This window comes from Polyangiaceae bacterium (assembly GCA_016715885.1).
Lineage (GTDB): Bacteria > Myxococcota_A > Polyangia > Polyangiales > Polyangiaceae > Polyangium.
Window position 1 is genome coordinate 336,730 of sequence record JADJXL010000002.1, and the last position, 25,919, is coordinate 362,648.

Consider the following 25,919-nt stretch of genomic DNA (forward strand, 5'->3'; position numbering starts at 1 on the left):
AGCGGGGAAGGGGATTCGGGGACGCTCTTTCGGGTTGGTCCGGGTCGAGTTTGCCGTTTTCTTGTCCCGTTCGAGATTTGTCTGATACCGGGTCGAACGTTCGAATCATTGTGGTCGAACGGACGCGGGCCGCGGGCCGAATCCCGCAGCGTCGATCCCTGGTCATGGGCAAAACAGCGGCAAACGTCGTGGTTCAGGGTTTGCGTCAACCGTTCCAGCGCGAAATGTGCGGAGGTAAACTGTGATGAAGAGGCGAGCGGTGCGAAGGCGTGTCGGCGTGATCATGGGCGGCTCGTCGTCCGATCGGGAGGCGACGTTGTCTGCTGGACACGCGGTTGCGGATGCGCTCGGCGCGCGCGGCCATGACGTCGTGAGGCTTTCGGTTGGCGCGAGTTTCGGCTCCGAGCTTTGGGCTTCGATTCAACGTGCGCGTATCGACGTCGCGTTTCTCGCCTTGTCCGGCAGGCTCGGCGAAGACGGCTGCATCCAAGGGCTGCTCGAGCTTGCTCGCATCCCGTACACCGGCTCGAGTGTCCTCGCGAGCGCTCTCGCCATGGACAAGCTCAAGGCCAAAGAAATGTTTCGCCTCCACAATGTGCCGACGCCTCCGTATTACACCGTCACCGTCGACGATGACCTTTCAGACATCGCCGATTTGCATGGCTCCTTTGGGTATCCCGTCATCGTCAAGCCGCGTGGTGAAGGGGCCAGTCACGGCATTTCCCGCGTAACGAACATCGAAGAGCTGCAAAATGCCCTCGAAATGGCGTTCGACTTCGATGACGTGGCGCTCGTCGAGCGGTTCGTCACGGGACTCGAATTCAATGTCGCCATACTCGATGGCGAGGTCCTCGGCGCGGTTCAGGTGACGCCTCCAGTGGCTCGATTCGATATGGAAAATCGTAATGATTGCGCACCTTTCACGCTATCGCCGCAACGTGAGCGTGGCGTCGTCAATCTCGCCGAAAGGGCTGCTCGCGCACTTGGCTGCCGAGGCGCCGTATGCGTCGATGTGCTCGTAACGGCTGGCGAAAACGAATATGTTCTCGAGGTCAATACGCAGCCGGTGCTTTCGCCCGATGGGCTGTTTGCCCGTGCCGCAGCTCAAAAAGGTTATGATTTCGGGGCGTTGTGCGAATCGATGCTCGATGGCGGACGCCTCTATCAATCCGCTCGCCGCCGTCCCAGGGTCGACGCGCTCATGGCCAGTGCCTATCGCCAAACGAACGTCGTTGCTCCCGCGCCCATGTTGAAGTCCGTCGGCTGAAAGTCGCGACCTCTCACAGAATCGTCGCAATCTCCATTACACTGGGCCGTCGATATCGGTTTGCCGTGCCATTGCCTATCGTCGCCCGAGGTTCGTGCTAGGTTGCGCGCCGCATGGATCGGCACAAGCTCGATGGTTTGACGCGGGAGGAACTGGTTGCGCTGGCCAGTGAGCTTGGCATCGTTCGCCCGCGTTCCCTCACGGTTCCCGAGCTCATCGATGAAATCATTTCTCGCACGGCGTCGAGCGAGCGGGAAAAGGCGCGATCGCGCGGGTGGCTTGGGCGGGCGCGCAGCCTGCTCGCGAGCGTCATCGAGCGCGGTCTGCATTTGCCCGATGTTGCAAAAGCACTCCGTAATGCGCCGTCTTCGAAGCCTTGGCCCGTTGCACCGCCGCCCCTTGCAACGATGACGCTCGCCGAAATCTACGCAGCTCAGGGACACCTCGACAAAGCGCTGCATGTCCTCGACGAGATCCTCGCGCGCGAGCCCGAACATGCGGATGCACGTTCGCTGCGCCAGCGTCTCGATACGCAGAACACCGCAAAGAAGCGGCCCGAGGCGCCTTCGAAACGAGACGACGTTTCAGCTCCGATCGAAGCGAAGACGACCGTCGAAACGAAAGAAGCGGTTGCGAACGAGCCTGCTCCGCCCGTGGCTTTCGCCGAAGCGCCGGAAGCGGTCGAAGCTCCGTCGCCTGCTGCGGAATCTGCACCCGCAACAGTTGAGCCCGAAGCTGCTGCAGCGCCTTCGAGCGCCGCGCCGGATACCGACAAAATGCCTCCTGTTCAGTCGGCGCCGGAAGAACCCAGTGCCGCTCGCGAAGTCGATCAGCAGGAAGCGCCGGTCGAAGAACCAGCGGAGAAAAATCGAAGCGTCTCCCGAGGAGGAGCCGGCTGCCGCGCGTTCGTTTGAGGACCAAACATCCGATCATGTTGATTCGTACGAACGACCGAGCATCGAGGAGTTGCCGCTTCCCGAAAGGTACAACGTCGACGAGATCGTGGGCATCGCCGTAGAGCCCACCACCGTGTACCTCTACTGGGAAGTTCGTCCGATCGTGCTGGCTCGGGCGCATGCACGCCGTTCCGAAGGGACCATGGTCGTGCGCATCGTTGCGGTCACACCGAGCTGGGATGGCCCGATCGTCGAGCAACGTGATCTACCGATCGATGCCCTCTATGGCGATGCCTACGTGCGCAGCGTGCGGCCTGGATCGAATGTTCGCATCGCCGTGGGATGGCTCGAGCACGGCGACTTTGCTCCGTTTGCGATTGGTGATCCCGTGGCGATGCCTCGCAAAGAGCCTGCATTTGCCGTGGCTTCGACCGTCGTTCGGTGGACGCCGGAAGGCATGCCTCTCATGGTTCCGCCAGGACAAACCTTGGAAGTACCGGTCATTCCGGGCTTCGACCTGACGTCTTTGGTAAAGGAGGCGCAACTGCCGCCCGTGCCTCCATCCATGGAACGAGAACAGCTTGGCGAAAGGTGGCCCACGTTCGACCTTGGTCAGCGAGGTTTGCCGGCAAATGAGCAAGACCGCGCGCCTCGATCGATGCTTGGCGGCGCGAGTGAATTGGTGCGTCCCGGCGAACAACGACAGCGCTAAAAGTTTTTTCAAAAAATCGTCGCCGGACAGGAAACTCGTTCCTCGCCCGAAACGATGTAGCAGCATGAGCCAACGAAATCGTTCTCGTGCGTTCGTCCTTTCCCCCTTCACCGTTTGTCTTGCCATTGGCGCGCTAAGTGCATCCGCACCCGCGTTTGCCGAAACGGAGCCTGATGACGAGCCTCCGTGGGTGATGTCGCTCGGCCCGGTCGATCCCGAACCGGCGCATGAATTGTGGGGCGAGCCCGTGTCGACTGGATCGCTCTGGGTAGCCATTCAGGCCACGTTTGTCCAAACGGACGATGGCAAGCGAGATTTCGCTGCGATGGCCCTCTTGGGCATTCCACTCGAACGGATTGGGCGCGCGCGTGATCGTTCACGATTCGTTGCGGAACGACCAACCCCCGCACCTGCACCTGCCGCAACTCCAGTCGATGTGCCGGTTGCCGTGCTTCCGGACGCACCATTGCCGCGTGCAGAAGCGCGCGACGCAGATGCATCGCCTGTGCCCCTCGTGGTGACGCCCAACGTGGCGCGAGCTGCCATTGCTGCGGCGCTCGAGCATGCGCGGCTCGAACAGGCGACGTCGCGGGTCGAGCGGCTGGCCTCGCGAGCTCGCACGTCGGGGCTTCTGCCTGAGCTGCGCTTTCGCGTGACGCGTCAGCTCGACGATGCGCAGGTGCTGTCTCCAACGGAGTACGACCCGGATCGTGTGACGGCGACGGTGAAAGCGAGCTTGTGGCTCGAGGCGCGCGCGACGTTCAAGCTCGACAAACTGGTGTTTGCGGACGAAGAAGTGACGCTCGAACGGCTGCGAGAAGATCGCCTGGAAGCTGGGAAAAAGCTGCGCGAGCGTGTGCTGGAGACGTTGTTCTCGTGGCAGCGAGCGGTTCGGACGAGGGATGATCCCGTCGCGGATCCCGACGCGCAGATGAAGGCGGCGCTGTCTGTGATCGAAGCGGAAGTGACGCTCGACGTGCTGACGGGTGGATGGTTTTCGCGATGGAAAGCGTCGCGTGCGAGTGGCTCATAGGATGTCGTTCGACAACTTCACCCACTTTTCACCCACGCCCACGTCGCCGTCTTTGTCTTTGACGGTCGCGGTCACCTTGACGGTTTTTCCGAGAAGCTGATCGACCTTCACGGCTCCATCGAGCTGAAAGCGCAATCCATAGAGCTTGCAGTACCCGCCTTCGTCAGGGTCGAACGTGAAGATCACGGTGAAGGGATTCGCGTCGGTGTCGAGCTCTTTGATGTAGCCCTTCAATGCGGTGATGCTCCCCGACTGCCGCAAATTCTTCATTCGCAGCGCAATCCAGATGTGGTGTCCTCCCTGCGGGCCTGCTTCGAGCTGCGCGACTTCGTAGTCGTCCACGGGCAGATAGTCCGACATGCCTTTGCCAACGAGCACCGTAGGTGGTCCGTCGTTTGGTTTGCAGATGTCGGTTTGTCCTTTCGTCCAGCCCGCCCAGTAGTCTTCGATGAGCGCTGGATGCACGTAGACCGGCCCGCAAACGCCGCCTGTACACGTTTGCGTGTCGCTGCACGTCGGCGCCGAAAGACCGATACACGCGCTCGATAGATCCACGCGCAGAAGCAGTTTTCGATCGCCAAGCACGGTCGTCGCCGCGCGCCTCGTGAACAGCGGCAAGTCGTTCGGACCAACCGCATCGATTTCGACTTCGACGTCGTCTCCTTCGGGCAGGTTCGAAAACGGAAGCTCGAGCGGCAAGGTGAACGGGGAAGCCCCATCCGACCGCAGCACCTTGTCCGATCGCACTTCGCCGTTGACCTTCTGCACGATGTGGAGCTCGAGCAGATCGACGCCGACGCGAAGGGAGCTCGTGACGCCGACGATGACTTCGCCCGTGCCGGGTTTGTCAGGGCCGGAGCAACCGGTGAGAACGATCAAGAGGGAGGTGATGACGAGAGACAAGAGGCGGAAGGCGATACGCATGCGTGACTCCTCGCGGGGTTGGCGAGGTGGCAAGGCGCATCTTCAGAGAGTGTTCATCAGGCTGCTGCGCCCGATGAACACTCTCTCAGTTGATGCCTTCGATGGCCTTCAAGAATTTGTCCGCAGGGACGAACTCGGTGAAACGCGTTCGCTCTTTCCCTGTCGAATCGTAGATGACCACCGTCGGAAGCCCTACCACGTTGTACTTCTTCTTGACTTGTTCCACCTGGGGATCTTCGTCGTTTGTCGCGTCGAACTTCACCGCGACGAAGTTGCCGGCTTTCTCCATGACGCGAGGATCCGAGAAGGTGTGCTTGGTGAACTCTTTGCAAGCTCCGCACCAATCGGCGGTGAAGTCGACCATGAAGGGACGCTTCTCGCGCTGCGCCTTTTCGAGGGCTTCCTTTTCAGAGTGTTCCCAGGTCAAGAGCTGCTTGGCGGGCGTGTTGCCATTCGTTGCTGCTTCGGCGACGGGGACGACGGGCATTTCCGGGGGCAGCTCGATGCTCACCCACAGCACGTAGCCGCCTGCCGTGGCGGCCAGGATGCCGAGCGCTTTGCGGACTTTGACGAGCGGTCCTTCGTCGCTCCAGTCGAGGTGGATGGCGCCGATGATGATGCCGAAGAGAATCGCGCCTGCGCCGGCGACCATGAACATCGTGTCATGGCGTGCCACTTTGGTCATGGCCGGAATGGCGTAACGCAGGAAGTACAAGGCGCACACGAGCAGCACGGTGCCGAAGAACGACTTGACGCCGACCATCCACTTGCCGCCCTTGGGCAAACCCACGGCGAACGCACCGACGAGGAAGAACGGAAGCCCGAGGCCGAGCGAATACATCAGGCCGACGAGCGCTCCGAGCACTACGCTTTGGGTCTTGCCGATCCAGAGCAGCACGCCCGTGAGAACCGGTCCCGTGCAGGGCGCAGCGATCAAGCTGCTGACGAGGCCCAAGGCAAACGCGCCGCCGTAGCCGACGCCGCCGACGCCCGAGAGGCGCTGCATCAAGCCTTCCGGCAACGTCAGCTCGAAAGCGCCGAACATCGATGCGGCCATCGCCGCCATCACGAGCGCGATGCCCGCGTTGACCCACCACTTTTGCAGCGCGGCTCCGAACAAGCTTCCCGTGAGCGCCGCGCCCACGAGCAGCGTCGTGAACAGCACCGCGATGCCCATGACGAACGACAGCGACAAAAGCACCGCTTGCCGCCTGCTTTGAGCTTGCTTGGCGCCGAAGATGCTCACCGTGATGGCGATCATCGGATACACGCACGGCGTGGCGCACGTGAGCAGACCGCCGATGAATGCACCGACGGCACCTCCGAGCAGCCCGTAGTCTTCGCGCAGCTTCGTGAACAGATCTCGCGTGTCTTCTGCCGCCGACGCAACAGCGGGCGACAGCAGCATGAGCACGCAAACGAGGATGCCGACGAGAAGTGGCGTAGCAGAAGAGCGCGGCTCGAAACGAGCTACGTTGGCGGAGGTTTGTCCTGGCGCAAAGCGAGTGCGCTCGGGAACTTCGAGATCACGGCAGTGGACGGTTCGCACAGTCTCATCCTACCAAACGGAAAGACGTTCGGCTCATGTTGCGTAAAGTAGGGACCCCAGGAACTTCGTCAGGGCGGGGTAATTTCATCGAGCGCCATCCGAGCAGCTTCGATTTCGCCGCGAAGCGAGATGGCCATCGCGCGCCGACCCGAGGTGCTCCGATCGATGAAGCTGCGAAGATACTTCTTCGCTTCCTCGTGCCGACCGGCGTGGATGGCCAAAAGCCCCAGCACGAACCGCCCGTAACCACCACCCGCCGGCACATCGGCGAGACGCGTGATGATGCGGTCGATGTTGGGGACGGTTTGTCCGCTCGCTAGCTGCGCCAGCGCCAAATGACCTTGGTACAGCGGTTTGTCCGTGGTTCCCCAGCGCGCCGCGCGGGAAAGCGCCGCGATTGCATCGATGTAGCGTTTGTCCAAATAATACAAGCTTCCAAGGGTCCACCAATGGAACGCCTTGCGATTCGGTGGGCTCGATCGAGCTGCGAGGCGCAAATGCGTGGCTGCGCCCTCGATGTCCCCTTGCGCCTGTTTTGCACGTGCTGCGTCTTGATGGGCCACGTCGGGAAGCACATCGAGCACCAGAGCTTGTTCGGATGCGAGGATCGCTTGTTCGAAGCGTTCTTCTTCGTAGTGCGCGAGGTAGAGCTGGCGCAGGAGCATCGCCTGCGTGGTGGGATCGAGCTTCGACCGAGTGCTCAGGCCTTTACGTGCCCAGATCGCTCGAGAACGTGGGGTTGGCGCGGCCATGGCGCGCTGGAGCATCTCTTCGGGCACGACGGCTTTGGGCCGAGGTGTGGGCGCGCGCGAGCGTCGTTGTGCGGGAGCAGCAGCCGAATCCGCCGGCGCATCACGCGGTGGCCGTCGTCCTGTTTTGGGTTGCCTGGCCCCTCCGGGAGCGAAGGAACCCTCGTCATCCTTCGCTTTGCGCACCCACTGAGAATAGCAGTGTGCCTCGGGCACCGCACGTCAACAATTCGCCCGTGGCTCGGATTCGCCCGCCGAGCGTCTGGTCGCTGTTGCGTTCGGGGCTGCGGCGGGGCAATGTCTCGGTCAAATGACCCGAGACGTTCGAGGTTTTCGCATGATGGGCGCGTGGGGGCCGGCACTCGGAACCACCGCTGTCGTGCTCGGCCTCTTTGGTTGCGGCCGGCCGGCCACGAAAGCCGATTGCGACGCGATCCTCGACAAGAGCGCGGAGATCGAGCTCAAGGCGCAAAACGTCACCGATCCAGCCGAAGTACAGAAGCGAACCGAGGCCGTGCGCGCGGCGCAAGGTGAGCAGCTCTTGGCCAAGTGCATCGGCAGAAGGGTTACCGACAAGGCCATGCAGTGTGTTCGTTTGGCAACGACGGCGGACCAGGTGGATCGGTGCCTCGACTGATCGAGCGAGCCTCGCGCGCCGAAGTCGTGACCACGCTTGTCATCGTCGGCGTTCTTTTGGGCATCCTCGGCGTGCGTTCGGTTCGACGAACCTTGGCCGAACACCCAACGCGTGAAGATTGTGATGCGATGCTCGAGCGATACGTCGAGCACGTCGTGCATGCGCACAATCCCAAGCCGACCGCAGCGGAGCTCGTAGGGCGCAAGGCGCAAGCTCGAGCGATCGCGGCCGAAGATCAAGCGTTTGCTCGCTGCCCCACGCACCTCACGCGTGAAGAGGCCGACTGTGCGATGCGCGCGCCAAACGCCGACGAATTCGAGCGGTGCCTGCCGTGAAGCAGCGACGGATGCAGCGGCCTTGGGCGCGCATCATTTTTGGCATCGGCCCGAATCGCTGTGGTAGGGTTGGCGCTCCCCTTCGAGGCGCGTACCCATTGCCGTGAAAGTCATCTCTCCGCTTCTCGGCTTCAACAACAACGTCAAGCACAAGGGACGCGTTTTCCATGTGCAGACGGAGGACTCCGGGGTCCGCCATCCGCACGTCATCACGCACTTGTTCGCGGATGGCGGGCGCATCCTGAAGACGCTGAAGACGTCGTACGCAGAGCACCTCAACGAGGCCAACCTGCGGGACATCGTCCATCAGCTCATGAAGGACCAGCACAAAGCGATGTTCGTCGCTTTGCGCGATGGGCAATTCGATCACATTTTCGAGGAGAAAGACGCGGCGGCTCAAGCGGCTGCAGCTGCGGCTCAGGCGGCCCAGGCGGCCCAGGCTGCGGCCGCCGCTGCGCCACCGGCGTCGGTTGCGGCTCCCGTCTCTGGCATCGTACCAGCGCCACCGTCCGTCGCCCCGCCAACGGTTGCAGTCCCGGTTTTGCCAGCATCGGCAAAAGCGCCGCCCGTTTCGTCCGGCGTGCGTCCTGTGGCGCCTGAAATCGGCGTTGCGAAGAGCGATGGGATCGAGCTCGACTTCCGCGGCCTCGAGCAAGCCGTCGTAGCGGCAGAGCCCAACGTCGGCTCAGCACTGCAAGATCTTTCGCCACCACCTTCTGCCGTGAAGCAAGGTGGTGCGCTTTTCACGGCGGGTGTCTATCGCACGCTTGCGAACGCAGCGCCGTCGACCGCGGCCGCCAACCGATATTCACAGGCGCGCTCCCCAGCGATCTTCGCGTCGAGCCGCCCAGCGCAAAACGTGTCGATTTTTGGCGAAGACCTCATCAGTGAGAAATCGCTCGACGAGGTCATTCTCAGTTACCTCGCCGAAGATCTGGAAAACGAAGACGGCGCCTGAGCCATCGTAAGGCTTTCATCCTTGCGATCGCTTCGCGTATCCTGGCCAAGAGGCTCGTGACCAAGCCCTCTCCTTCCGTTTCGAAGGGCCTTTGGCTCTATCCCCTCGCGATCAGCGGTGTGGCGTTCGCGGCATTCCGGCTAATCGACTTGGCAGGTGCACCGCAGCGCGCCGTGACGGATTTCTTCGGCGTCATGTCCGCCGATGATGCCAGCCGCATCATGGGCGGCACCGGCGAAGTCATCGCCGCGATCCTCGGCATCGTCATCACCGTCGCGTCCATCATCGTGCAGCTCGCAGCGACGCGGTACACGCCCCGCATCACGGAGATGTTTTTCCGAGACGGAACGAATCGCGCCGTCATCAGTGTCTTCATCGTCTCGGCCATCTATTCGCTCTGGGTCAACTACGCCATCCGTTCCGTCGAGAGCGCTGATGCTTCGTTCGTGCCGCGCTACGGCGTCATCACGGTTCTCGCGCTGCTCACGCTGAACCTGCTCATGATGGCTCCGTACTTCGCGTACGTGTTCGACTTCCTCGAGCCCGACAAGATCGTCATGCGTATTCGCGCCGCTGGCGTGGAAGACGCTCTGCATCGGTCGCGCAGCGAATCCGAGGAAGAGGTCGACGAGCGCCGCATGAAGGCGCTTTCTGCGCTCGAACAGCTCGCCGACATCGCCCTCAACGCCATTCAGCAAAAGGACAAGGGCATCGCGTCCTACACCGTCGATTCGATCAGCGAGCTCGTCGTTGCGTACATGCCGCACAAGGGTGAAATCGACGAGCGCTGGTTTTCCATTCGCGGCCGGCTGCTCCAGGACCCTGACTTCGTCAGCATGAACGAAGTCGCGCTCGGTCGGATCTCGAACGATCGCACCTGGCTCGAATACAAGGCCCTCCGGCAATTTCTCATGGTGTTTCGCGAGGCGATCACGCAGATGCCGGACATCATCAACCGCATCGCGATCGACACTCGCTACATCGGCAAGGCAGCCCTCGTCTCGAACGACAAAGCGGCGCTTGCAGCCGTCATCAAGTTTTTCAACACGTACATGCGCCGCGCGCTCAACGCCCGCGACATTCCGGCCGCATACAATTGCTTGAACCAGTACCGCTACTTGGCCGAGGAAATCCTCAAACACGGCTTTGGCGAAGAAGCCATTCGCGTTGCGAATCATTTCAAGTACTACGCGCAAACGGCGCAAACGATGAAGCTTGCCTTCATCACGGAAACCATCGCGTTCGACCTCTGCACGCTCAACGAGCTCGCCTACGATCTCGGCGCCGATGCTCGTGACGCGCTCCTTCGTGTTTTCCTCGAAGTCGACAAGGAAACCGAAACGGACCAGCAGGAGCAATCACTGCGAGGCGTCCGCAAAGCTCAAGTGAAACTCGCAACGTATTACTTGTACAAAGGCGAGACGGAGCTTGCGCAGCTCATTCATCGCGACATGCGTGACGAGCGCCGCGATCGGCTGCGATCCATCAAGCAAGAGATGCTTGGTGTGACGAGCAACGAATTTTGGGAAGTCAATGAACGAGGTGTCGTGTTCGAGTACATCGAACCGGATCGGCGAGCCTGTTTGCACCAATTCTTCGATTGGTTTCCAGGGCTCGATGTTCGCAGCGCCGTGTCGCTGAATCCCGAACCGCCGCGCATCACGCCCGACCGCATGTCTTTGCCGCCGCCCAGCATGCCAAACCGCTGACGCCGCATTGCATTTCGCGCCCGAAAATCCGCGGTCGGGAGTAGACTGGCGATATGCTCGGGCACTTGGCCCGCTCCTTCATCATTGCTGCATCCCTCATCGCCGCCGGATGCTCGCTGGACTTCAGCGATACCTCGTTCGCTGATACTCCGTTCGCTTGCGGCAGCGAAGGGCTTTGCCCCGAAGGCTATTCGTGTCGCGTTTCCGTCTGCGTGCGCGATGGAGTGAAGCTCGACGCGACGCATGCCACGCGAGCGACGTGGATCAATCCGGCTGAAGTCTTCTGGTTCGCGTCGACCGGCGATGGCGCAACGCTTCTCGTCAACGACAACTTCACGCAAGGACGCAAGGGCATCTACGAAGTTCACGTCGCGTCCGATGGCACCGTCGACCCGCCGCGCCTCATTCTTGCGCAGCAGGATGGCCCAGCCGTCTCGTCATCCGTCGTGCTGCTTCCCGATGGCCGTTACGGCATCGTGACGCTGCGCTTTCCCAACATCGACGGCGACCAGATGACGCTCGACCTGTTCGGCGTCGAGCGCGAAGTGGCGAGTGGAACCACGGCTGCCATCGAGAAACTCTTCACGGCCAGCACGCTCTATCTCGGCGGCGTGGAGCCACCTTACGTCAGCGCAGTCATCGACGGATCCATCATGCACATAGCGTGGACCGTGCCTTCGGGCGGCGGCGAGACGCGCGTGCTCCGCGTCGAGCGGCAAGGGTCGTTGTGGAACAACACGTTCACCGCGACGGCCAAGCTCGGCGAGCTCATGAATCCGATTCCGCCGCTGTCCGGCGATTGCCAGCTTTTCCGAGCCGACGACGGGTGGCTGACGGTGCGCACCGGGTTCGAAAACTATGCGCTCGCCACCATCGACCCGATGAGTCCCGTGGCCACGTTCGTCGAGACCCCGGACGAACCCTTGTTTGTTTGGAAAAACCACGAGTTTTTCATCCGTCGCAGCAACTACGACGAAGTCAAAGGCACGTACGATGCGGCGTACGTGCTGAAGGACAGGACAAACGGTAGCGAGACGGTGGACATGTTCCGCCTGCCCGACACGGCATCACCTTTCATTGGCGTTCCATTCAATGGCGGTGTGCTCGTAGCGCCCGTGTCGAAAGATACCGCGCTGCCCACGATCGACGTTGCATGGCGATCGCCCACGGAACCTCTCCGGATCGTGGCGAGCGTGCCGCGGCAAAGCACTGACCCGGTGTACACGGCGCGCGCGTTTGTCCGCGATGACAAGGCGTACGTCGCGTGGGTCGAATACCACGACGGCAGCATGGATCTATGGGCCGCCGCGACACCGTTCGTTCAGACGGGTGCAACACCGCTCGTGAACAAATCGATGGCTCCGCGCCGCATATCGACCTTCCCGCGGAGGCTTCCGTGAACTTGCGCGCTTTCGCCGCTGCATCGCTCGTTTTCGTTGTTGGATGCGGCGAACCATCCTTCGGCGACATGCCTGCCCTCTGCTCCGCTGATGGCGCGTGCCCCGAAGGCTACGATTGCATCAACGGCGTGTGCGCTCTGCCGGGCACGCCCGTCCCGATCACGGTCGCGCACGTTGGTTCGATCCGCGGCGTCGACATGCGCATGGTGCCGCAGTCCCAAAGTGTCCTCGTCGCCTGGCAGTCCTACGCGTATTCCGAGGAGGGACAAACCTTCGTCGGAGCGCGCGTGTCGACCAGTGGCGCCGTCAGCCAGCGCATGGACCTCGTGAGTCGGTTTGTCGCGGAAGCCGATTCGCTCGAACCGTATTTCGATGTGCTCCCCGTCGACGGCAATCGCGTGCTCGTCGCCATCAGTGCGCCGTCGCTGGCGGATGATCCTTCGGTCGACCCGCGGCTCATCACGTATCGCGTCGACTTGCCGCCCGAGGGCAACGAGAGCTCGGCGCCTGCATTCGAGGCTGCGTGGACCATGGAACAGCGCCTCGATACCGTCGGTTACGGTGCCGTGAGCTTGCCCAAGCTGCTCGATCGCGGCGATTCGGTGGATGTTGGATACGTCCGATCCCGCACGACCATGACGTCGACCGTCGCGGATCTCGCGATCTTTTCCATGCAGCGTGACGGCACCTTGAAAGCGCCCGATGCCACCTATCACCCCGTACGTGATGGGCTCTCCGTCGCGGTCGGGGTTTTCGATGCGTTTCGTTTCGGCACGGGCTCGTGGTGGGTTTTGGACGACGAACGCCCAAGCGCTCTGTACGTGCTCGATGCAGGTGCAGAAACGGAAGCGCCGCTCAGCCGTTTGGCGCTTCCCGTTGCAACCGATGGTTCGTCCCTGCTCTACATCAAGCCTTCCGAACGCACCGGGGAAAAACTCGCTTCGTCTCCCGTCACCGGTGATGCAGAGCTGCGCAAAGTCTCCGTCGATCCGGGCGGGCAAGCCCAGGAATCTGCCGTCGGCAGTAATAAATTGCCTACGATTCGCGACGTACCTCGACCAGCGTGGGTTGCACGAGAAGGTGCTCCGGCGATCGTGGCGACGCCCGGGGCAGATGCTTTCAGCCCAAACATTTTCGTGTACGTTGTCGACGAGGCAAACGGCAAAGCCACCCTCGTACACACGATTCCTCGGTTTTCGACCCGTCTTCTCGAGGCCGTTCGAGCGCTCGTCGTAGGCGGCAACCTCTTCGTCGGGTGGCTCGAAACGGATGCCGAAACCGGTTCGATTCGTATGGCGATCTTGCCGGAGCCTTAGGATCGACGTGATGAAGCTACGCTCAAAGCTCGATGTGCGCCGGGGAGGGATGGAATGACGTTCGATCCGCAGGCGCAGCTTTTTGCAGGCAAGTACCGCTTCATCCGCATGCTCGGCAAAGGCGCGATGGGTGAAGTGTGGCTCGCCGAAGAAGAGGGCCCGCGTAACTTCCGACGTCGCGTCGCGGTCAAACGCTTGCTCGGTACCGGAGAGCTCGGGGACATCGCTACCGAGTCGTTCGTTGCGGAAGCGCAAGTCATCGCCAAGCTCGATCATCCCAACATCGTTCGTCTCGTCGAGCTCGGTAACGCCGAAGGCGGCCTGTACCTCGTGCTCGATTTCGTCGACGGCGCAGCGCTCGATCGTTTGTACAGACGCACCGGCGCGGCATCTCCTGCCGCCGTTGCGTACATCGGTCGTGAAGTCGCCAAGGCGCTCGAGGCTGTGCACACCATGTGTGACGACTACGGCCGCAACTGTGGCGTCGTCCATCGCGATGTCACGCCCTCCAACATCCTCGTCTCGCGTGACGGTCGCGTGCGTCTCACGGACTTCGGCGTTGCGCGCATCTCGGGCATGGGTGGCGAACGCACGGAGACGGGCGTGTTCAAGGGCAAACTCCCGTACATGCCGCCCGAACAAGCCCGAGGCGAAAAGTTCGACGGCCGCGCCGACATCTTCGCCCTCGGCATCACGCTCTTCGAAGGCATCCTCGGGCGTCGCCTGCGCAAGGCCGAAACGCAGACACAACTGCTCATGATGATTTCGGTCGAGCCCGTACCGCGCGTGCACGAGCTCATTCCCAACGCTCCACGCTTGCTCGCGTACGCGATCGATCGCGCAACCGAAATCGATCCACAACGTCGCGTTTCGGATGCCGGCGAGCTCGTGACGATGCTCGACGAAGCGCTTCGCGAATGCGGTCCCGGCGCCGAACGAGAAGCGCAGAGCGAGCTCAAAGCGCGCCTCGAGCAGATCGCCGCTGCAGCCGCGCAAGCTCCGCAAACCGACCGTCCTCCCGCATGGAACGTACAGCTCGGCACAGGAGCTGGCCCTCTCGCGACGAACCCCGGAGCGAGTTTGTCCGAACCGCTCTCGGCGGGACGAGCGTCCGTCAACACATCGGGGTCGCGCAGCTCCGTCGGGTCCAGCGTCGGGCCTGCGTCGAATCCATCGCAGGTTGGCCGCAGCGTCACCGGCGTTGGCAGCTTCGCGGATGCGCAAGGCACGGCAAATACCGGTGAAAATCGTCGCTCATCGACGCTCACCATCATCGCGCTCACCGCTTTCACGGTGCTCGGTGGCGGCCTTGCGTTCCTGCTCATGTCCCGATCGCCGGGAGACAACCCCGCACCCACGAGCGCTTCGTCGACCGCTCCGACCACCGCACAAAGCACGCCCGTGCAGGCGATCGCGGTCGCACCTACGAGCGACGTATCGGCCGAGCCTGCTGCGTCCTCGAGTGGCGAAGTGGCGCAAGCATCGTTGCCGCAGGCAGGAAAGACGACGACGACCCGGAGACACAGTCCGGCGCCGGCCCCAGCGCCTGCTCCGGCGCCGGCCGTCGAGGAATCGAACGAACCAGGAACGCTCGTCGTCTCCGTGGTTCCATGGGGAGACGTGACCGTCGATGGACGAGGCGTAGGCACGACGCCGCTTGCGCCGATCACGCTTCCTCCGGGGCCGCACAGCGTTACCGTGCGAAATTCCGAACTAGGCGCGTCGCGCAGTTCGTCCGTTACGATCAAGCCTGGCAAGCCGGCGTCGATTCGTTTCGACTTGCGCAAAACCGAGTGAGTTTGTCATGGCCAATCGTTGGTGTAGCAACTTGTTCGTCCGGTCCGTCGTCCTGTCCGCGGTGATTGTCGGGCCGAGTGCGTCGCCGGCGTGGGGGCAGGATCTCTCGAGCATCGTTGCAAAGGCTCGTGAGCAAACGGAAAACGGCGCATTTGCCGATGCGCTCCGCACGCTTTCGACCCTTCCCAAAAGCGACCTCCCCCCAACGCTCGCCGTCGAAGCAGGCCTGCTCGAAGCCACCGCAGCGCTCGTGACGAAGGGCGAGGCTGGTGGGCAACAAGCCTGCGCAAAAGCGGTCGTTGCAGCGGGCTACGATCCCGAAGTTGCGCGCGATCAATCGCCCAAAGTGCGAGCGGTTTGTCGCGCCGCAGCCGAGCGCGTGCGCAAGGAGCGTATCGACAAAGCAGGCGTGAAACTCGGTGACATTTCCGTCGCCGCTCCCGAAGTTGCATGGCAGCCGGTGCGTCTGTCGGCCGATGTCGAAAAAGCTCCGACTTGGCTTCGCGTCGTAGCGCGCGTGCGTTCGAGCGCGCTCGAAGGCTCGTTCGACCTGCCCTTGGCTCCTTCGCCCGAGGGCCCTCTCCGGGGAACGCTGGATCCGTCCTTCATTCGTCCGGGTGCGACCCTCGAGATCTCCCTCGTCGCGCAAGACAAGTTCGGTGACTTGCTCGTCACTTCGGGCAAGCAAACGGTTGCCGTCCCCAAGCGCGAGGCGCTCGTGTCCTTCGGCGATGTCCCATCAGCGGCACGCGTGTTCGTGGATGACAAACCCGTCGAACCCGATGATTCCGGCCGCGTTGCGGTCGAACCGGGCAAGCATGAAGTGTCGATGGAAGTCGGCGAGGCTTCGGCAAGCACCAAGGTCGAGGTCGAGCGCGGGAGCATTGCGAGGGTGGCGCTATCGCCTCAAAAAGGCGGCGGGCGCACGCTTGCGTGGATTGCAACGGGCTCGGCCGTGGTGCTCGGTTCCGTGGGCGGAGTGCTTCTCGGCACGGCCGCATCGCGCAAGGCGGAGATCGAAGATTTAGCGAAGAACCGCGAACTTGGGACGAGTTTGCCGGCAACGTCGTATGCGGACATCAAGGCGCGCGACGACGAGCGGCGTCTGTTTTCGAATGTAGGTGCGGGCCTCGCGATTGGCGGTGGTGTCGTTGGCGCCTTGGCGATTACGCTATGGCTCTTGCCGTCTGGTCGATCCTCGGCACCGGCGAAGAAGGAAGCCCACGTGTGGACGACGATCGAGCCACAAATTGGCCTGGGTACCGTGGGTTTGTCCGGAAGATTTTGAACGTACGTCGGGACATGTTACCTATGCGGGGCGCGTCGTGTGCACGCGCGCCTCATTTCTCATCTCATCTTCGGAGTCATCCATGCAGATTCACCGCGTGAAGGAGATTTTCGACAAGGCGCCGGTTGGTGATCGCGTCGTCGTGTGCGGCTGGGTTCGCACGCGCCGCGATTCCAAGGGCAATTTTTCATTTTTGGAGATCAACGACGGTTCGTGTTTGAAGAATCTCCAGGTCGTCGCGGATGCTTCGCTTTCCAACTACGACAAAGACGTCAAGCAGCTCGGCACTGGTTCGAGCGTGCGGGTCGAGGGGGTCGTGGTTGCGAGTCCGGGCAAGGAGCAGGCGGTCGAGATCAAGGCTGAGTCGGTTCACGTGTATGGGTTTGCCCCGGAAGACTTTCCGCTGCAGAAGAAGCGGCACAGTTTCGACTTTTTGCGCACGATTGCGCATTTGCGTCCGCGTACGAATTCGTTTGGCGCGGTTACACGCATTCGTCACACGCTCGCGATGGCCGTGCACGACTTCTTCCGCTCGCGCGGGTTTTTCTACGTGCAAACGCCCATCATCACGTCGCTCGATTGCGAAGGTGCGGGCGAAATGTTTCAGGTCACGACGCTCGACTTGGACAAGGTTCCGAAGACTCCCGAAGGCGCCGTCGATTATTCGAAGGACTTTTTTGGTCGACGCACGAATTTGACCGTGAGCGGGCAGCTCGAGGGTGAAATTTATGCAATGGCTCTCGGGAACATTTACACGTTCGGTCCCACGTTTCGAGCTGAAAACTCGAATACGACGCGGCATCTTGCCGAATTTTGGATGATCGAGCCGGAAATGGCGTTTGCGGATCTCGATCACAATGCCGCCATTGCCGAAGCGTTTTTGAAGCACGTGATCGGGGCGGTATTGCAAAGCAATGCCGAGGACCTGAACATGCTCGACCAATTCGTACAAAAAGGATTGAAGTCGAACCTCGAAGCGATCGTGGCGGGACCTTTTGCGCGAGCGACGTATACGGAAGCCGTCGAGATTCTGAAGCAATCGGGGCAAACATTCGAATATCCCGTCGAATGGGGCGTGGGATTGCAGACCGAGCACGAGCGATACTTGACCGAAGTGCATTTCAAGCGGCCGGTCATTCTGACGGATTACCCGAAGGCGTTCACCGCGTTTTACATGCGCCTCAACGACGACGGGAAAACCGTGCGCAACATGGACGTGCTGGTGCCACAAGTAGGCGAAATCATTGGCGGAAGTCAGCGCGAAGAGCGCCACGACGTGCTGCTGCAGCGCATGAAGGAAGTGGGACTCCGCGAGGAGGATTATGCGTTTTACGTGGACTTGCGCAAATACGGCACGGCGCCGCACGCCGGATTCGGGCTCGGCTTCGAACGGCTCGTGTTGCTTTGCACCGGAATGGGGAACATCCGCGACGTGATTCCGTTCCCGCGCACGCCGGGGCATTGCGATTTTTGAAATGCGAGAATGCCGAACCCCTACCTGAGTAGGCTCGGCGCTTCCAAAAAAGTCTCGCCACCGCCGGTGGTGTGTTGTATCTTCTCGGCATGAACGTGCCAGCCCGCAAACCCAAAGAACCGCAGGTTGCGCGTGCGACGCTCGACGACCTTCTGGCCATCCCTGAGGAGGAGCGAAGGCACGAGCTGATCGAAGGGATGCTTTGCCCGAAAGAGGCCGCTTCTCCACGACACGGACGTGCCCAGCGCCGGATTGCGGCGTTTGTCGATCCTTTCGATCAACCTCCTGCTGGCGATGCTCCTGGTGGTTGGTGGATTGTCACGGAAGTCGAAGTTTATTTCGACGCCCAAAATACTCTACGACCGGATGTTACAGGCTGGCGGCGTTCCCGTGTTCCTGAGTTTCCGGAAGACACTCCTGTTCGAATTCGGCCGGACTGGGTCTGTGAGATTCTTTCTACGAATCGCGGCAATGACCTTGTGAAAAAGAAACGAGTATACCATCGACATGAAATCCCATATTATTGGATTGTCGATCCTGCGAATCAATTATTTCATATTTATCGCTGGACATCCGAGGGCTATCTCGAGATTCTCGTCGCAGAGCCGGGTGAAATCGTTTCTCCCGAGCCATTCGAGGTGATGCCACTTCAGGTTGGGCGTCTTTTTCGCGATGAACCGAAACGCTCCGAAGAAGAATCCAAAGTCGAACCCTCCACTTCCGATTGACGCCCCGCTCGTGCCGTAGGACCGTCCCTCCTACGCCCATGACAGCCTCCCCATCCGTCCTGCCCCTCGCGTCCCTCGATCGCTCGTCTCCTACTCGATTCGATTCGGCGCTGCTGGGCATCGCTATTCAATGAGCGAGCGGTCGCTTATCGAGCGGACCGAGGCATCGATCCACGAGTGGCAACGTCGCGGACCCAATTGGCCTTCTCGACGATGACGTGCTGAATGGCGCGCCGCTTTGGGCCATTGGCGGAGAGCGCCTTTTCCTGGACATCACCGGCGTGTTTCGCAATCCGCTCGGCCGCAAATTATTCCAATTCGCCGCGTCGCGGATGGAAGCACGCACGGGGCAAGTGATGAAGACACTCGCATCCGATGAACGTTTTGGCGAGGTTCACACGCCCATTTTGAAAATTGGAAAAGCAGTTTTGCGGGGATTCGCTCGGACGCGTGCGCCCGTGACGCTTGCAAAGGCGCTCGCCAATCCCGAAGCCGTGCCTTCTCGAATCATGAGCAAAGTCGACGAAGCCATTGCACTCTCGCAAGTCCCAGAAGGCTCTTCGCCATCCGCATACGTCGACGCCGTGGAGCGCATGTTGCGACAAGGCGCGGGGAAATTCGTCACCACGGCGCTTCCGAGTCTTGCCGGAGCGCTCGTATCGATGCTCCTCATGCGCCGCGCGCTTGGGGATTCAATCACCGAAGAGGACGTCCATACGCTGCTTCGTTCACTTCCGAACAATCCCACGACCGAAATGGATCTCGAATTGTGGCACTTGTCGCGCCGAGTAGGTATCGACGAAGCGTCGCGAAATGCGCTCATGGGCGAACCGCCTGCGGAGCTGGCAAAGCGTTATCGAGAACAGGCGCTTCCAGGTGTTCTTCAGCGTGAGCTCGATGCTTTTTTGGAGCAGTGGGGGGCGCGTGGCGTTGCGGAAATCGATATGGGTGTCGCGCGCTGGCGTGACGATCCCACGCATATTCTGGGCAGCTTGGCGAATTATTTGGCATTGGGTGACGATGCATTGGCGCCGGATGCAGCGTTTGCTCGCGGCGCCGAGGAAGCGGAAAAGATGGCCGCCGAGCTTGCCAAGCGAGCTCGTGAACGTGGGCTCGTGCAGGGAAAGGTGGGGGCATTTGCGGTCAATCGAGTGAGGCGCCTCTTGGGTGCTCGGGAAGTGCCGAAGTTTGGCATGGTACGCATGGTGGCGCATGCTCGTGAGCTGTTGCTCGAAGCGGGCAAGGGGCTCGTGAACGAGGGCAAACTTCAAACTGCCGACGATGTGTTTTTCTTGGACATCCCCGAATTACGAGCGGTGGTCGGCGGGAAAAACATGCAGGCTGTCATTGCGGAACGCCGTCTCCGGAGAGATCGAGAAATGGGCCGCAAGCACGTTCCACGCGTGCTTCTTTCGGATGGCACGGAGCCCGAAGTGAGTTTGGCCAGTGATTTGAGGGCAAACGGTTTGTCGGGTACGCCGGCATCGTCGGGTATCGTCAAAGGCAAGGCGCGTGTGGTGCTCGATCCCGTTGGAGCGAAAATCGATCCTGGCGAAATTTTGGTCGCACCCTCCACCGATCCTGGATGGACGCCGCTGTTTTTGACGGCCGCGGGGCTGGTCATGGAAATGGGTGGAAGCATGTCACACGGAGCTGTCGTGGCGCGCGAATATGGCATTCCAGCGGTCGTTGGAGTACCCAATGCAACGGCGGCGATTACGACGGGACAGATGATCGTCCTGGATGGAGGGGCTGGGACGATCGTCGTGGAATGACGAGCGCTTTCATTGGAAGGAGAACTTCTCGCGCGATTGGATCTGCATTACAAGTCGATTGCAGGTCTCGAGCGTGCAGGTTTCTTGACCAAGGCTCGTGCTTTCGGTACGAGTACACCTCGATATCGACGCTTCCGCAGGGAAGCCGGCACGAACCACGAGGAGCTTCCGTAGATGATTCATGAAGTGTCCATTGCAGGACTGCGAGGTGTCGAGCAAGGGCGCCTGACCGATCTGAGCCCGCTCGTGGCTCTCGTGGGACCGAATGGATGCGGAAAATCGACGGTGCTCGATGCGCTCCTCATTGGTGCTGGCAATGATCCCGGAGATGACGTCGGTCGCGCCGTACAGCGGCGCCCGGACGTATGGAATGGCGCTCGTTGGCTCGTGCCGCGACAAGCAGAACCGGGCACGCTCATTGAAGTCGCGCGACAACGTGGCGGACAGCTCGAACGGCGATCGACGAAGCTTACGTTCAACGACACGATCGATGCGGACTTGGCCCATGACCTATCGGCGCAGCGGCCTTCCGTGCCCGCGAGCGGCAGTATCATGGTGGACGTCGATTCACCTTCGGGCGCCCATGCGGCATTGGTCGGTTTCCTCGCCGATAACTCGTACCAGTGCAAACTCTCCGAAGAACGCGTCGCCCGGTGGGATACGAAGCTCATCGATATTCCCCACGGTAGCAATCAGCCGCTCGATGCATTGGTCGTCGCAGCGATGGAACGTGGTCGTTTGGATCAGGCCGTCAGCGTGCTGCGCGCAGTGTTCGGCGATCGCATTCGAGACATCACCATTTTGACCGACAAAGCCGCTCCGGTCGTCTACGTCGTCCACGATCGAGGCAATGTGCCGCTCATGGCCCTCGGCGATGGCATCCCTTGCCTCGTCCGCATTGCGCTCGAATTGGCCATCACGCCGCACGGTCTCATTCTCATCGAAGAGCCCGAAACACACCAAAGTCCGCGAACGATTGCTCTTCTGGCGCAACTCATTTGGACCGCGGTCGATCGAGGTGTGCAAGTCATTGCGAGCACCCATTGCATCGCATTCATCGAAGCGCTGCGCGCGCATGCACCCGCGTGGGCACAAAGCGATTTGAACATTTTGGGCCTCGGACTGGACAACGGCAAATTGACGGCCGAACGAATTGCGACTCGAGACGAAAGCGCCATGCGCGCAGCCTTGGATAAGGCGCTTGGATGAATCCACTCGATGCCAGGCCAAGATCTGTACGCTCGCTTCGCGCGCGTAGGACGCGCGCTGCGCGAGGCTAGTTTACGATGGGGGGCTCGCAGGCGGCTCTTTGAGTCTTTTGGGCTACGCCCAAAAGACGAGCCGACTGCTCCGCCCCCCATACCCCCCGAATTTGGCCTCACTCTGCGCGATTCGCGAGCTCTTTGCGAATCGCCGTCGTCACGAGCTGCATGTCCTCGTCCGACTTGTAAGCAACGCGCGGCCAGAAAAAGCCGCGCAATCCGTCTTTTTTACGCCGCGGAACGACATGCACGTGCAAATGCGGCACGCTTTGGCTGATCTTGTTGTTCATTGCGACGAACGTACCTTCTGCCAAGAGCGCCACTTCAACCGCAGCTGCAATCCGCTGCGCCGCCGAAAACAGCGGCAGAATCATGTCGCCTGGCAAGTCCGGCAACGTGCGCACATGGTCGCGCGGGACCACCAGGCAATGACCGTGAAAAATGGGACTACGGTCGAGAAACGCAATGACGTGAGGTTCGTCGAGAACGACGTGCGCCGACAGTTCGCCCCGCACTATCTGGCAAAACGCGCAATCTGTTTTCACGTCCCCTCCCGAAGGCGCTGGTGACTAGCCCCGACGATATTCGACTTTTCGCTGCGCCATCCCCGATTTCATGAACATCTCGTACGCTTCTTTTTCGAGCAGCGGGTGCACGCCCTTTGGCGATACCCCTGCCGGATTCTTTTTCTTCGTAATGAACGACGCCAGGTATTGCACGTTCATCCCCGAAAGCGTCCGCAGCGTCGTTTTCATTTTCTTCGTGTCGTTCGTCCACGCATACGCAAACGCACGCGAACGCAATAACTGCGGCTTGATGTCCGCAAACGTCTCGTCGTTCACGTCGAGCGTTTCGAGCAGCTCCACAGCCTTCTTCGCTTGCCCTGCTCGAGCCCACGCCTCGCCCACGATCGCCGCAATCAACGCTCGCCCCTTGGCATCCTTGTGCCGCCCCAAATCCACCCTGTCCACGAGCTCCTTGGCCGCTTCCGTCTCGCCAAAGATCAGATGAATCATCGCCCGCTGCGCTCGCGCCTCGTCCGCCACCGGAGGCATCACCTTTTCGAGCTTGATGGTCTCGAGCGTCGCGAGCGCCTTGCGCGGATCCTCGGACATTTCGAGCTGCGCACGCGCAAAAACCGCCGCTGGATCATCCTTGCCAAACTCGCTCTCGAGCTTCTGGAGCGCATCCTTGCGCGCTTCCGGCGTGTCCGCGGTCTTCACGAGGTTCGCGACGGCTCGCGACTTTTTCGCATAACGGAAGACCCACGCCATGAGCGCCGCGACACCGAGCGTGATGACGAGCGCCACGACTTTGGGGATCCAACCATTCAGCACCAGCGCGATGACCCACACGATCGCGAGCGGTATGCCGATGCGCACGGCGAGCTTCTTCGGTTCGAGCGCTGCGAGCGGATCGGGTGCTGCAGTTTGCTTTTCCCGAGCCGATGCCATGAGCGCCTCGCGGGCGTCTTTGGCCCGCGCGCCGGGCTTGTTCGACGCCTTCGGTTTGTCCGCTGTCGCCTTCGGTTTGTCCGCTGCAGAGGCGCCTTTCGGCGTATCTACTTTCTTCGGCTTGTCGGTCGAATTGTTCTTGGGTTTGTCGCTCGTCTTCAAGGCGACGGCTTCATATCACGCGACAGTACAAAACACCCGAATCTAGGCCGTTGCGCTCGTTTCTCCGGTTCGAGGAGCGCTCGAGGGCGTGGAGCCTGCGTCCGGCGGGGTAGTTGGCGTGACAGGCGGAATCGTTGCCATGGGATCGGAAAGCCCCAGCGTCGATTGGCGGAAGTGCAGGAAGATGGTTTGGATGATCGACATGCACGGAACCGCAAAAAGTGCTCCGGTGATTTGAAAGAAGTGTTCCCCGACGAGCAGCGAAAACACCACGAGCACCGGATGAATCTTGGCCGCGTCACCAATGATCTTCGGGTTCAGGAAGTTCGCTTCGAGCTGATGGATGCCCACGATCCACGCAAGCACGCCAAGCGCGACCGCGGGTGACTGCGTCAGACCAATCGCGACGGCTGGAATCGAGCTCAGGATCGAGCCGAAAATGGGAATCAGCGACATCACGGCCGCCAAGATCGACAGGATCGGCCAGTACTTGAGGTCGAAGAGCCAGAAGCCGATTGCGGACAAGACGCCGTTGACGGCGCAAATGAGGAGCTGGCCTCGTACGACCCCGGACAAACCTCGATCGAGCCGCCGCAGGAACAAGTCGAACGAGGGTCGATCCACCGGGCGCCATAACTCGCGGAAAAAATTGATGATTCGCTCGTGGGTGAGCATGATGTACCCGGCGAGCATCAAGGTCATGAAGAGGTTGAAGATGCCGCGCGAGATCGCGTTGGCGATCTGCTGACCGATCTTCAGAAAGACAGTGGCATTCTGCTTGAGATACGAGGCCGCCTTGTCGAATGCCTGACGAAGCATCGTCGCCGAGGACAAACGTCGAGGCTCCGAGTTGACGATCGTCCACGTACCCGCCTCGGCTTGGTGCAGTCGCAAGTCGTCGCTCAGGTGGACGTCGTACGAGCCATCGTCACGTTTGACGATGCGTATGGGCGGCGGTTGTTCCTCGGGCTTTGGCTCGAGAGGAGATCCGTGTAGCTCTTGCTGTGCATTGGGATCGGGATCGACTGGCGCAGGCGTTTGTCCCGTCCAACGAACGATGCGTGTGTCGATCGCCGGCAACCACTCGTGGCGCACCTTGCGGTTCAGATTCGGCCACTCGGCCACGAGGGCCTGTCCTTCGGAAATGAGGCGCGGAACGATGATGCCAATGAAGCCGCCGATCGCGCCGAGCGTCATCGCGTACACCAGCAAGATGGCCGCCCACCTGGGCACCCGTTGGCGCTCCACACGCAAAACTGCGGGGGTGAGGACGTAGGCGACGACGAGTGCCAGGACAAACGGCAGCATCACGGCTTGTGCGGCAATGCATACGGCGGCCACTGCGACGGCGCTGACGGTCAAAAACACGCGACGCGCAGTCGGGCGATCCGGCGCTGAGCTTTGAGGTTCCACGGACTTGTTCGTCGTTTGCTCGGGTTGCAAAGATCAGCCCTCGGGTTCCGAAGTGGTGCTCGCGGCGCGCGGCAGCCGCGCAGCCGGAAGATCAGAAAAGAACGGTCGCAAATGATCGAGCGTCGCGTCGAGCGCTTGAGGGACGACGCGCGTGTCCCCAAGCACGGGCAAGAAGTTCGTATCGCCATTCCAGCGCGGAACGATGTGCGCGTGCAGATGCTCGGCAATGCCTGCTCCCGCTGCGGCGCCAAGATTCATGCCCACATTGAGTCCGTCGGGACAAACCGCAGCACGCAGGCGCACGGAGGCTTCGCGCACGAGGTCGAAAAGCGCGCGATAATCATCCATCGACAAATCATCGAGCGCGCTCACGTGAGCGTGCGGCACGACGAGCAAGTGCGCGGCAGTGAATGGGTAACGGTTCAGTACGACAAACGCTCGTGGTGTGTCGCACACGACGTAACGCGCGCGTAACTCTTCGGCATTGGCTGCATCGACGTTGCAAAAAACGCAGGAACCACCCTTTTTCGCAAGGAGGTACTCCATGCGCCACGGCGCCCAGAGCGGATGACCCATCGAAATGGTCACGCTAGCATCGCTCGGTACAGGAAGCGATCAACGTGGCGCCGGGGCCGTCCGAGACGCCGATGCGGAAGACGGCGAAAAAGCAGCATCCAGGGCGAACGCAACACCAACGCCGACACCCGTGCCGAGCACGTCCCAAACGAAGTCCTTCCACGAAGGCGTGCCAAACCCGACCGCATCGAGCACTTCCTTCGAATAACCCGCACCGAGGGCGAGTGTTGCACCGAGCACGACGCGGTTCTTCCGACCATCGATGGCGAGCGCCGACAAACCGTATCCCGTCGCAGCAAGCGCCGCCGATATGGTGAAGTGTTTGGCTTTATCGGCGCCAAACCACGGCTCTGTAGGCGGATCAGCGCGGACCGGAAGCGCAGTGACCAGCGACGCAAGGAGGACGGAGGCAACGAGAGCGGGTTTCACGAAAGCAATGTAGCGCGGGTCGGCGGGGCCAAAGAAAAAGGGGCGCAGATTCCTGCGCCCCTCTCTCGTCACAGAC

The 25,919-nt window shown here is 61.2% G+C and carries 25 protein-coding genes; 17 read left to right on the forward strand and 8 right to left on the reverse strand.

Going from position 1 to position 25,919, the window contains the following annotated elements:
* Positions 1–244: 244 nt before the first annotated feature.
* From IPM54_04895 to IPM54_04910, 4 genes are all read left to right on the forward strand, one after another.
* Entirely contained in the window at positions 245–1,267 is a 1,023-nt protein-coding gene (locus IPM54_04895) for a D-alanine--D-alanine ligase (GenBank protein MBK9259153.1), read from the forward strand.
* 113 nt (positions 1,268–1,380) lie between these two features.
* Complete coding sequence (locus IPM54_04900) at positions 1,381–2,181, forward strand: tetratricopeptide repeat protein (protein MBK9259154.1); 801 nt, start codon at positions 1,381–1,383, stop codon at positions 2,179–2,181.
* 52 nt (positions 2,182–2,233) lie between these two features.
* On the forward strand, positions 2,234–2,875 hold the full coding sequence (locus IPM54_04905) for a DUF4912 domain-containing protein (GenBank protein ID MBK9259155.1): 642 nt from the start codon (positions 2,234–2,236) through the stop codon (positions 2,873–2,875).
* Positions 2,876–2,939: 64 nt separating this feature from the next.
* Positions 2,940–3,908 carry a hypothetical protein gene (locus tag IPM54_04910; protein ID MBK9259156.1) on the forward strand — a complete coding sequence of 323 codons (969 nt, stop codon included), beginning with the start codon at positions 2,940–2,942 and terminating at the stop codon, positions 3,906–3,908.
* On the opposite strand, the gene IPM54_04915 is transcribed toward IPM54_04910, so the two are convergent.
* From IPM54_04915 to IPM54_04925, 3 genes are all read right to left on the reverse strand, one after another.
* The gene (locus IPM54_04915; protein MBK9259157.1) at positions 3,903–4,832 is read right to left on the reverse strand and encodes a hypothetical protein; all 930 of its coding nucleotides are present in this window, start codon (positions 4,830–4,832) and stop codon (positions 3,903–3,905) included. The two genes, IPM54_04910 and IPM54_04915, sit on opposite strands and share 6 nt — an antisense overlap.
* A gap of 85 nt (positions 4,833–4,917) precedes the next feature.
* A complete protein-coding gene (locus IPM54_04920) occupies positions 4,918–6,240 on the reverse strand; it encodes a thioredoxin family protein (GenBank protein ID MBK9259158.1) in 1,323 nt (440 codons plus the stop codon).
* Between the two features lie 209 nt (positions 6,241–6,449).
* Positions 6,450–7,085, reverse strand: coding sequence for a tetratricopeptide repeat protein (locus IPM54_04925; GenBank protein MBK9259159.1), 636 nt, complete (start codon positions 7,083–7,085; stop codon positions 6,450–6,452).
* A gap of 382 nt (positions 7,086–7,467) precedes the next feature.
* On the opposite strand from IPM54_04925, the gene IPM54_04930 reads away from it, so the two are divergent.
* The 13 genes from IPM54_04930 to IPM54_04990 all read left to right on the forward strand — a co-directional run bounded on the left by IPM54_04930 (position 7,468) and on the right by IPM54_04990 (position 21,756).
* Positions 7,468–7,767, forward strand: a complete 300-nt coding sequence (locus tag IPM54_04930; protein ID MBK9259160.1) for a hypothetical protein — start codon at positions 7,468–7,470, stop codon at positions 7,765–7,767.
* Complete coding sequence (locus tag IPM54_04935; protein MBK9259161.1) at positions 7,755–8,102, forward strand: hypothetical protein; 348 nt, start codon at positions 7,755–7,757, stop codon at positions 8,100–8,102. The genes IPM54_04930 and IPM54_04935 overlap by 13 nt, the downstream gene beginning before the upstream one ends.
* Positions 8,103–8,205: 103 nt before the next feature.
* Complete coding sequence (locus IPM54_04940; protein MBK9259162.1) at positions 8,206–9,060, forward strand: hypothetical protein; 855 nt, start codon at positions 8,206–8,208, stop codon at positions 9,058–9,060.
* A 56-nt stretch (positions 9,061–9,116) separates the two neighbouring features.
* A complete protein-coding gene (locus IPM54_04945) occupies positions 9,117–10,769 on the forward strand; it encodes a DUF2254 domain-containing protein (GenBank protein ID MBK9259163.1) in 1,653 nt (550 codons plus the stop codon).
* Between the two features lie 65 nt (positions 10,770–10,834).
* On the forward strand, positions 10,835–12,169 hold the full coding sequence (locus tag IPM54_04950; GenBank protein ID MBK9259164.1) for a hypothetical protein: 1,335 nt from the start codon (positions 10,835–10,837) through the stop codon (positions 12,167–12,169).
* Positions 12,166–13,485: a hypothetical protein gene (locus IPM54_04955; protein ID MBK9259165.1), complete on the forward strand. Its 1,320-nt coding sequence runs from the start codon at positions 12,166–12,168 to the stop codon at positions 13,483–13,485. Before IPM54_04950 ends, IPM54_04955 begins: the two co-directional genes overlap by 4 nt.
* A 54-nt stretch (positions 13,486–13,539) precedes the next feature.
* On the forward strand, positions 13,540–15,282 hold the full coding sequence (locus IPM54_04960) for a protein kinase (protein ID MBK9259166.1): 1,743 nt from the start codon (positions 13,540–13,542) through the stop codon (positions 15,280–15,282).
* Positions 15,283–15,289: 7 nt separating this feature from the next.
* Positions 15,290–16,570 (forward strand): hypothetical protein, encoded by a 1,281-nt coding sequence (locus IPM54_04965; protein MBK9259167.1) that lies wholly within the window; start codon positions 15,290–15,292, stop codon positions 16,568–16,570.
* A gap of 82 nt (positions 16,571–16,652) precedes the next feature.
* Positions 16,653–18,044, forward strand: coding sequence for an asparagine--tRNA ligase (gene asnS / locus IPM54_04970; protein MBK9259168.1), 1,392 nt, complete (start codon positions 16,653–16,655; stop codon positions 18,042–18,044).
* 89 nt (positions 18,045–18,133) lie between these two features.
* On the forward strand, positions 18,134–18,772 hold the full coding sequence (locus tag IPM54_04975; protein ID MBK9259169.1) for a Uma2 family endonuclease: 639 nt from the start codon (positions 18,134–18,136) through the stop codon (positions 18,770–18,772).
* A 78-nt stretch (positions 18,773–18,850) separates the two neighbouring features.
* Positions 18,851–18,997 carry a hypothetical protein gene (locus IPM54_04980; GenBank protein MBK9259170.1) on the forward strand — a complete coding sequence of 49 codons (147 nt, stop codon included), beginning with the start codon at positions 18,851–18,853 and terminating at the stop codon, positions 18,995–18,997.
* Entirely contained in the window at positions 18,991–20,547 is a 1,557-nt protein-coding gene (locus IPM54_04985; GenBank protein ID MBK9259171.1) for a hypothetical protein, read from the forward strand. The genes IPM54_04980 and IPM54_04985 overlap by 7 nt, the downstream gene beginning before the upstream one ends.
* A gap of 174 nt (positions 20,548–20,721) precedes the next feature.
* Entirely contained in the window at positions 20,722–21,756 is a 1,035-nt protein-coding gene (locus IPM54_04990; protein ID MBK9259172.1) for an AAA family ATPase, read from the forward strand.
* A gap of 169 nt (positions 21,757–21,925) precedes the next feature.
* On the opposite strand, the gene IPM54_04995 is transcribed toward IPM54_04990, so the two are convergent.
* The 5 genes from IPM54_04995 to IPM54_05015 form a co-directional block, all read right to left on the reverse strand.
* On the reverse strand, positions 21,926–22,354 hold the full coding sequence (locus IPM54_04995) for an HIT family protein (protein ID MBK9259173.1): 429 nt from the start codon (positions 22,352–22,354) through the stop codon (positions 21,926–21,928).
* 24 nt (positions 22,355–22,378) lie between these two features.
* Positions 22,379–23,425 carry a hypothetical protein gene (locus tag IPM54_05000; GenBank protein MBK9259174.1) on the reverse strand — a complete coding sequence of 349 codons (1,047 nt, stop codon included), beginning with the start codon at positions 23,423–23,425 and terminating at the stop codon, positions 22,379–22,381.
* A 42-nt stretch (positions 23,426–23,467) separates the two neighbouring features.
* Positions 23,468–24,733 carry an AI-2E family transporter gene (locus IPM54_05005; protein MBK9259175.1) on the reverse strand — a complete coding sequence of 422 codons (1,266 nt, stop codon included), beginning with the start codon at positions 24,731–24,733 and terminating at the stop codon, positions 23,468–23,470.
* A gap of 138 nt (positions 24,734–24,871) precedes the next feature.
* A complete protein-coding gene (locus IPM54_05010) occupies positions 24,872–25,414 on the reverse strand; it encodes an HIT domain-containing protein (protein ID MBK9259176.1) in 543 nt (180 codons plus the stop codon).
* A 39-nt stretch (positions 25,415–25,453) separates the two neighbouring features.
* On the reverse strand, positions 25,454–25,843 hold the full coding sequence (locus IPM54_05015; GenBank protein ID MBK9259177.1) for a hypothetical protein: 390 nt from the start codon (positions 25,841–25,843) through the stop codon (positions 25,454–25,456).
* Positions 25,844–25,919 lie beyond the last annotated feature (76 nt).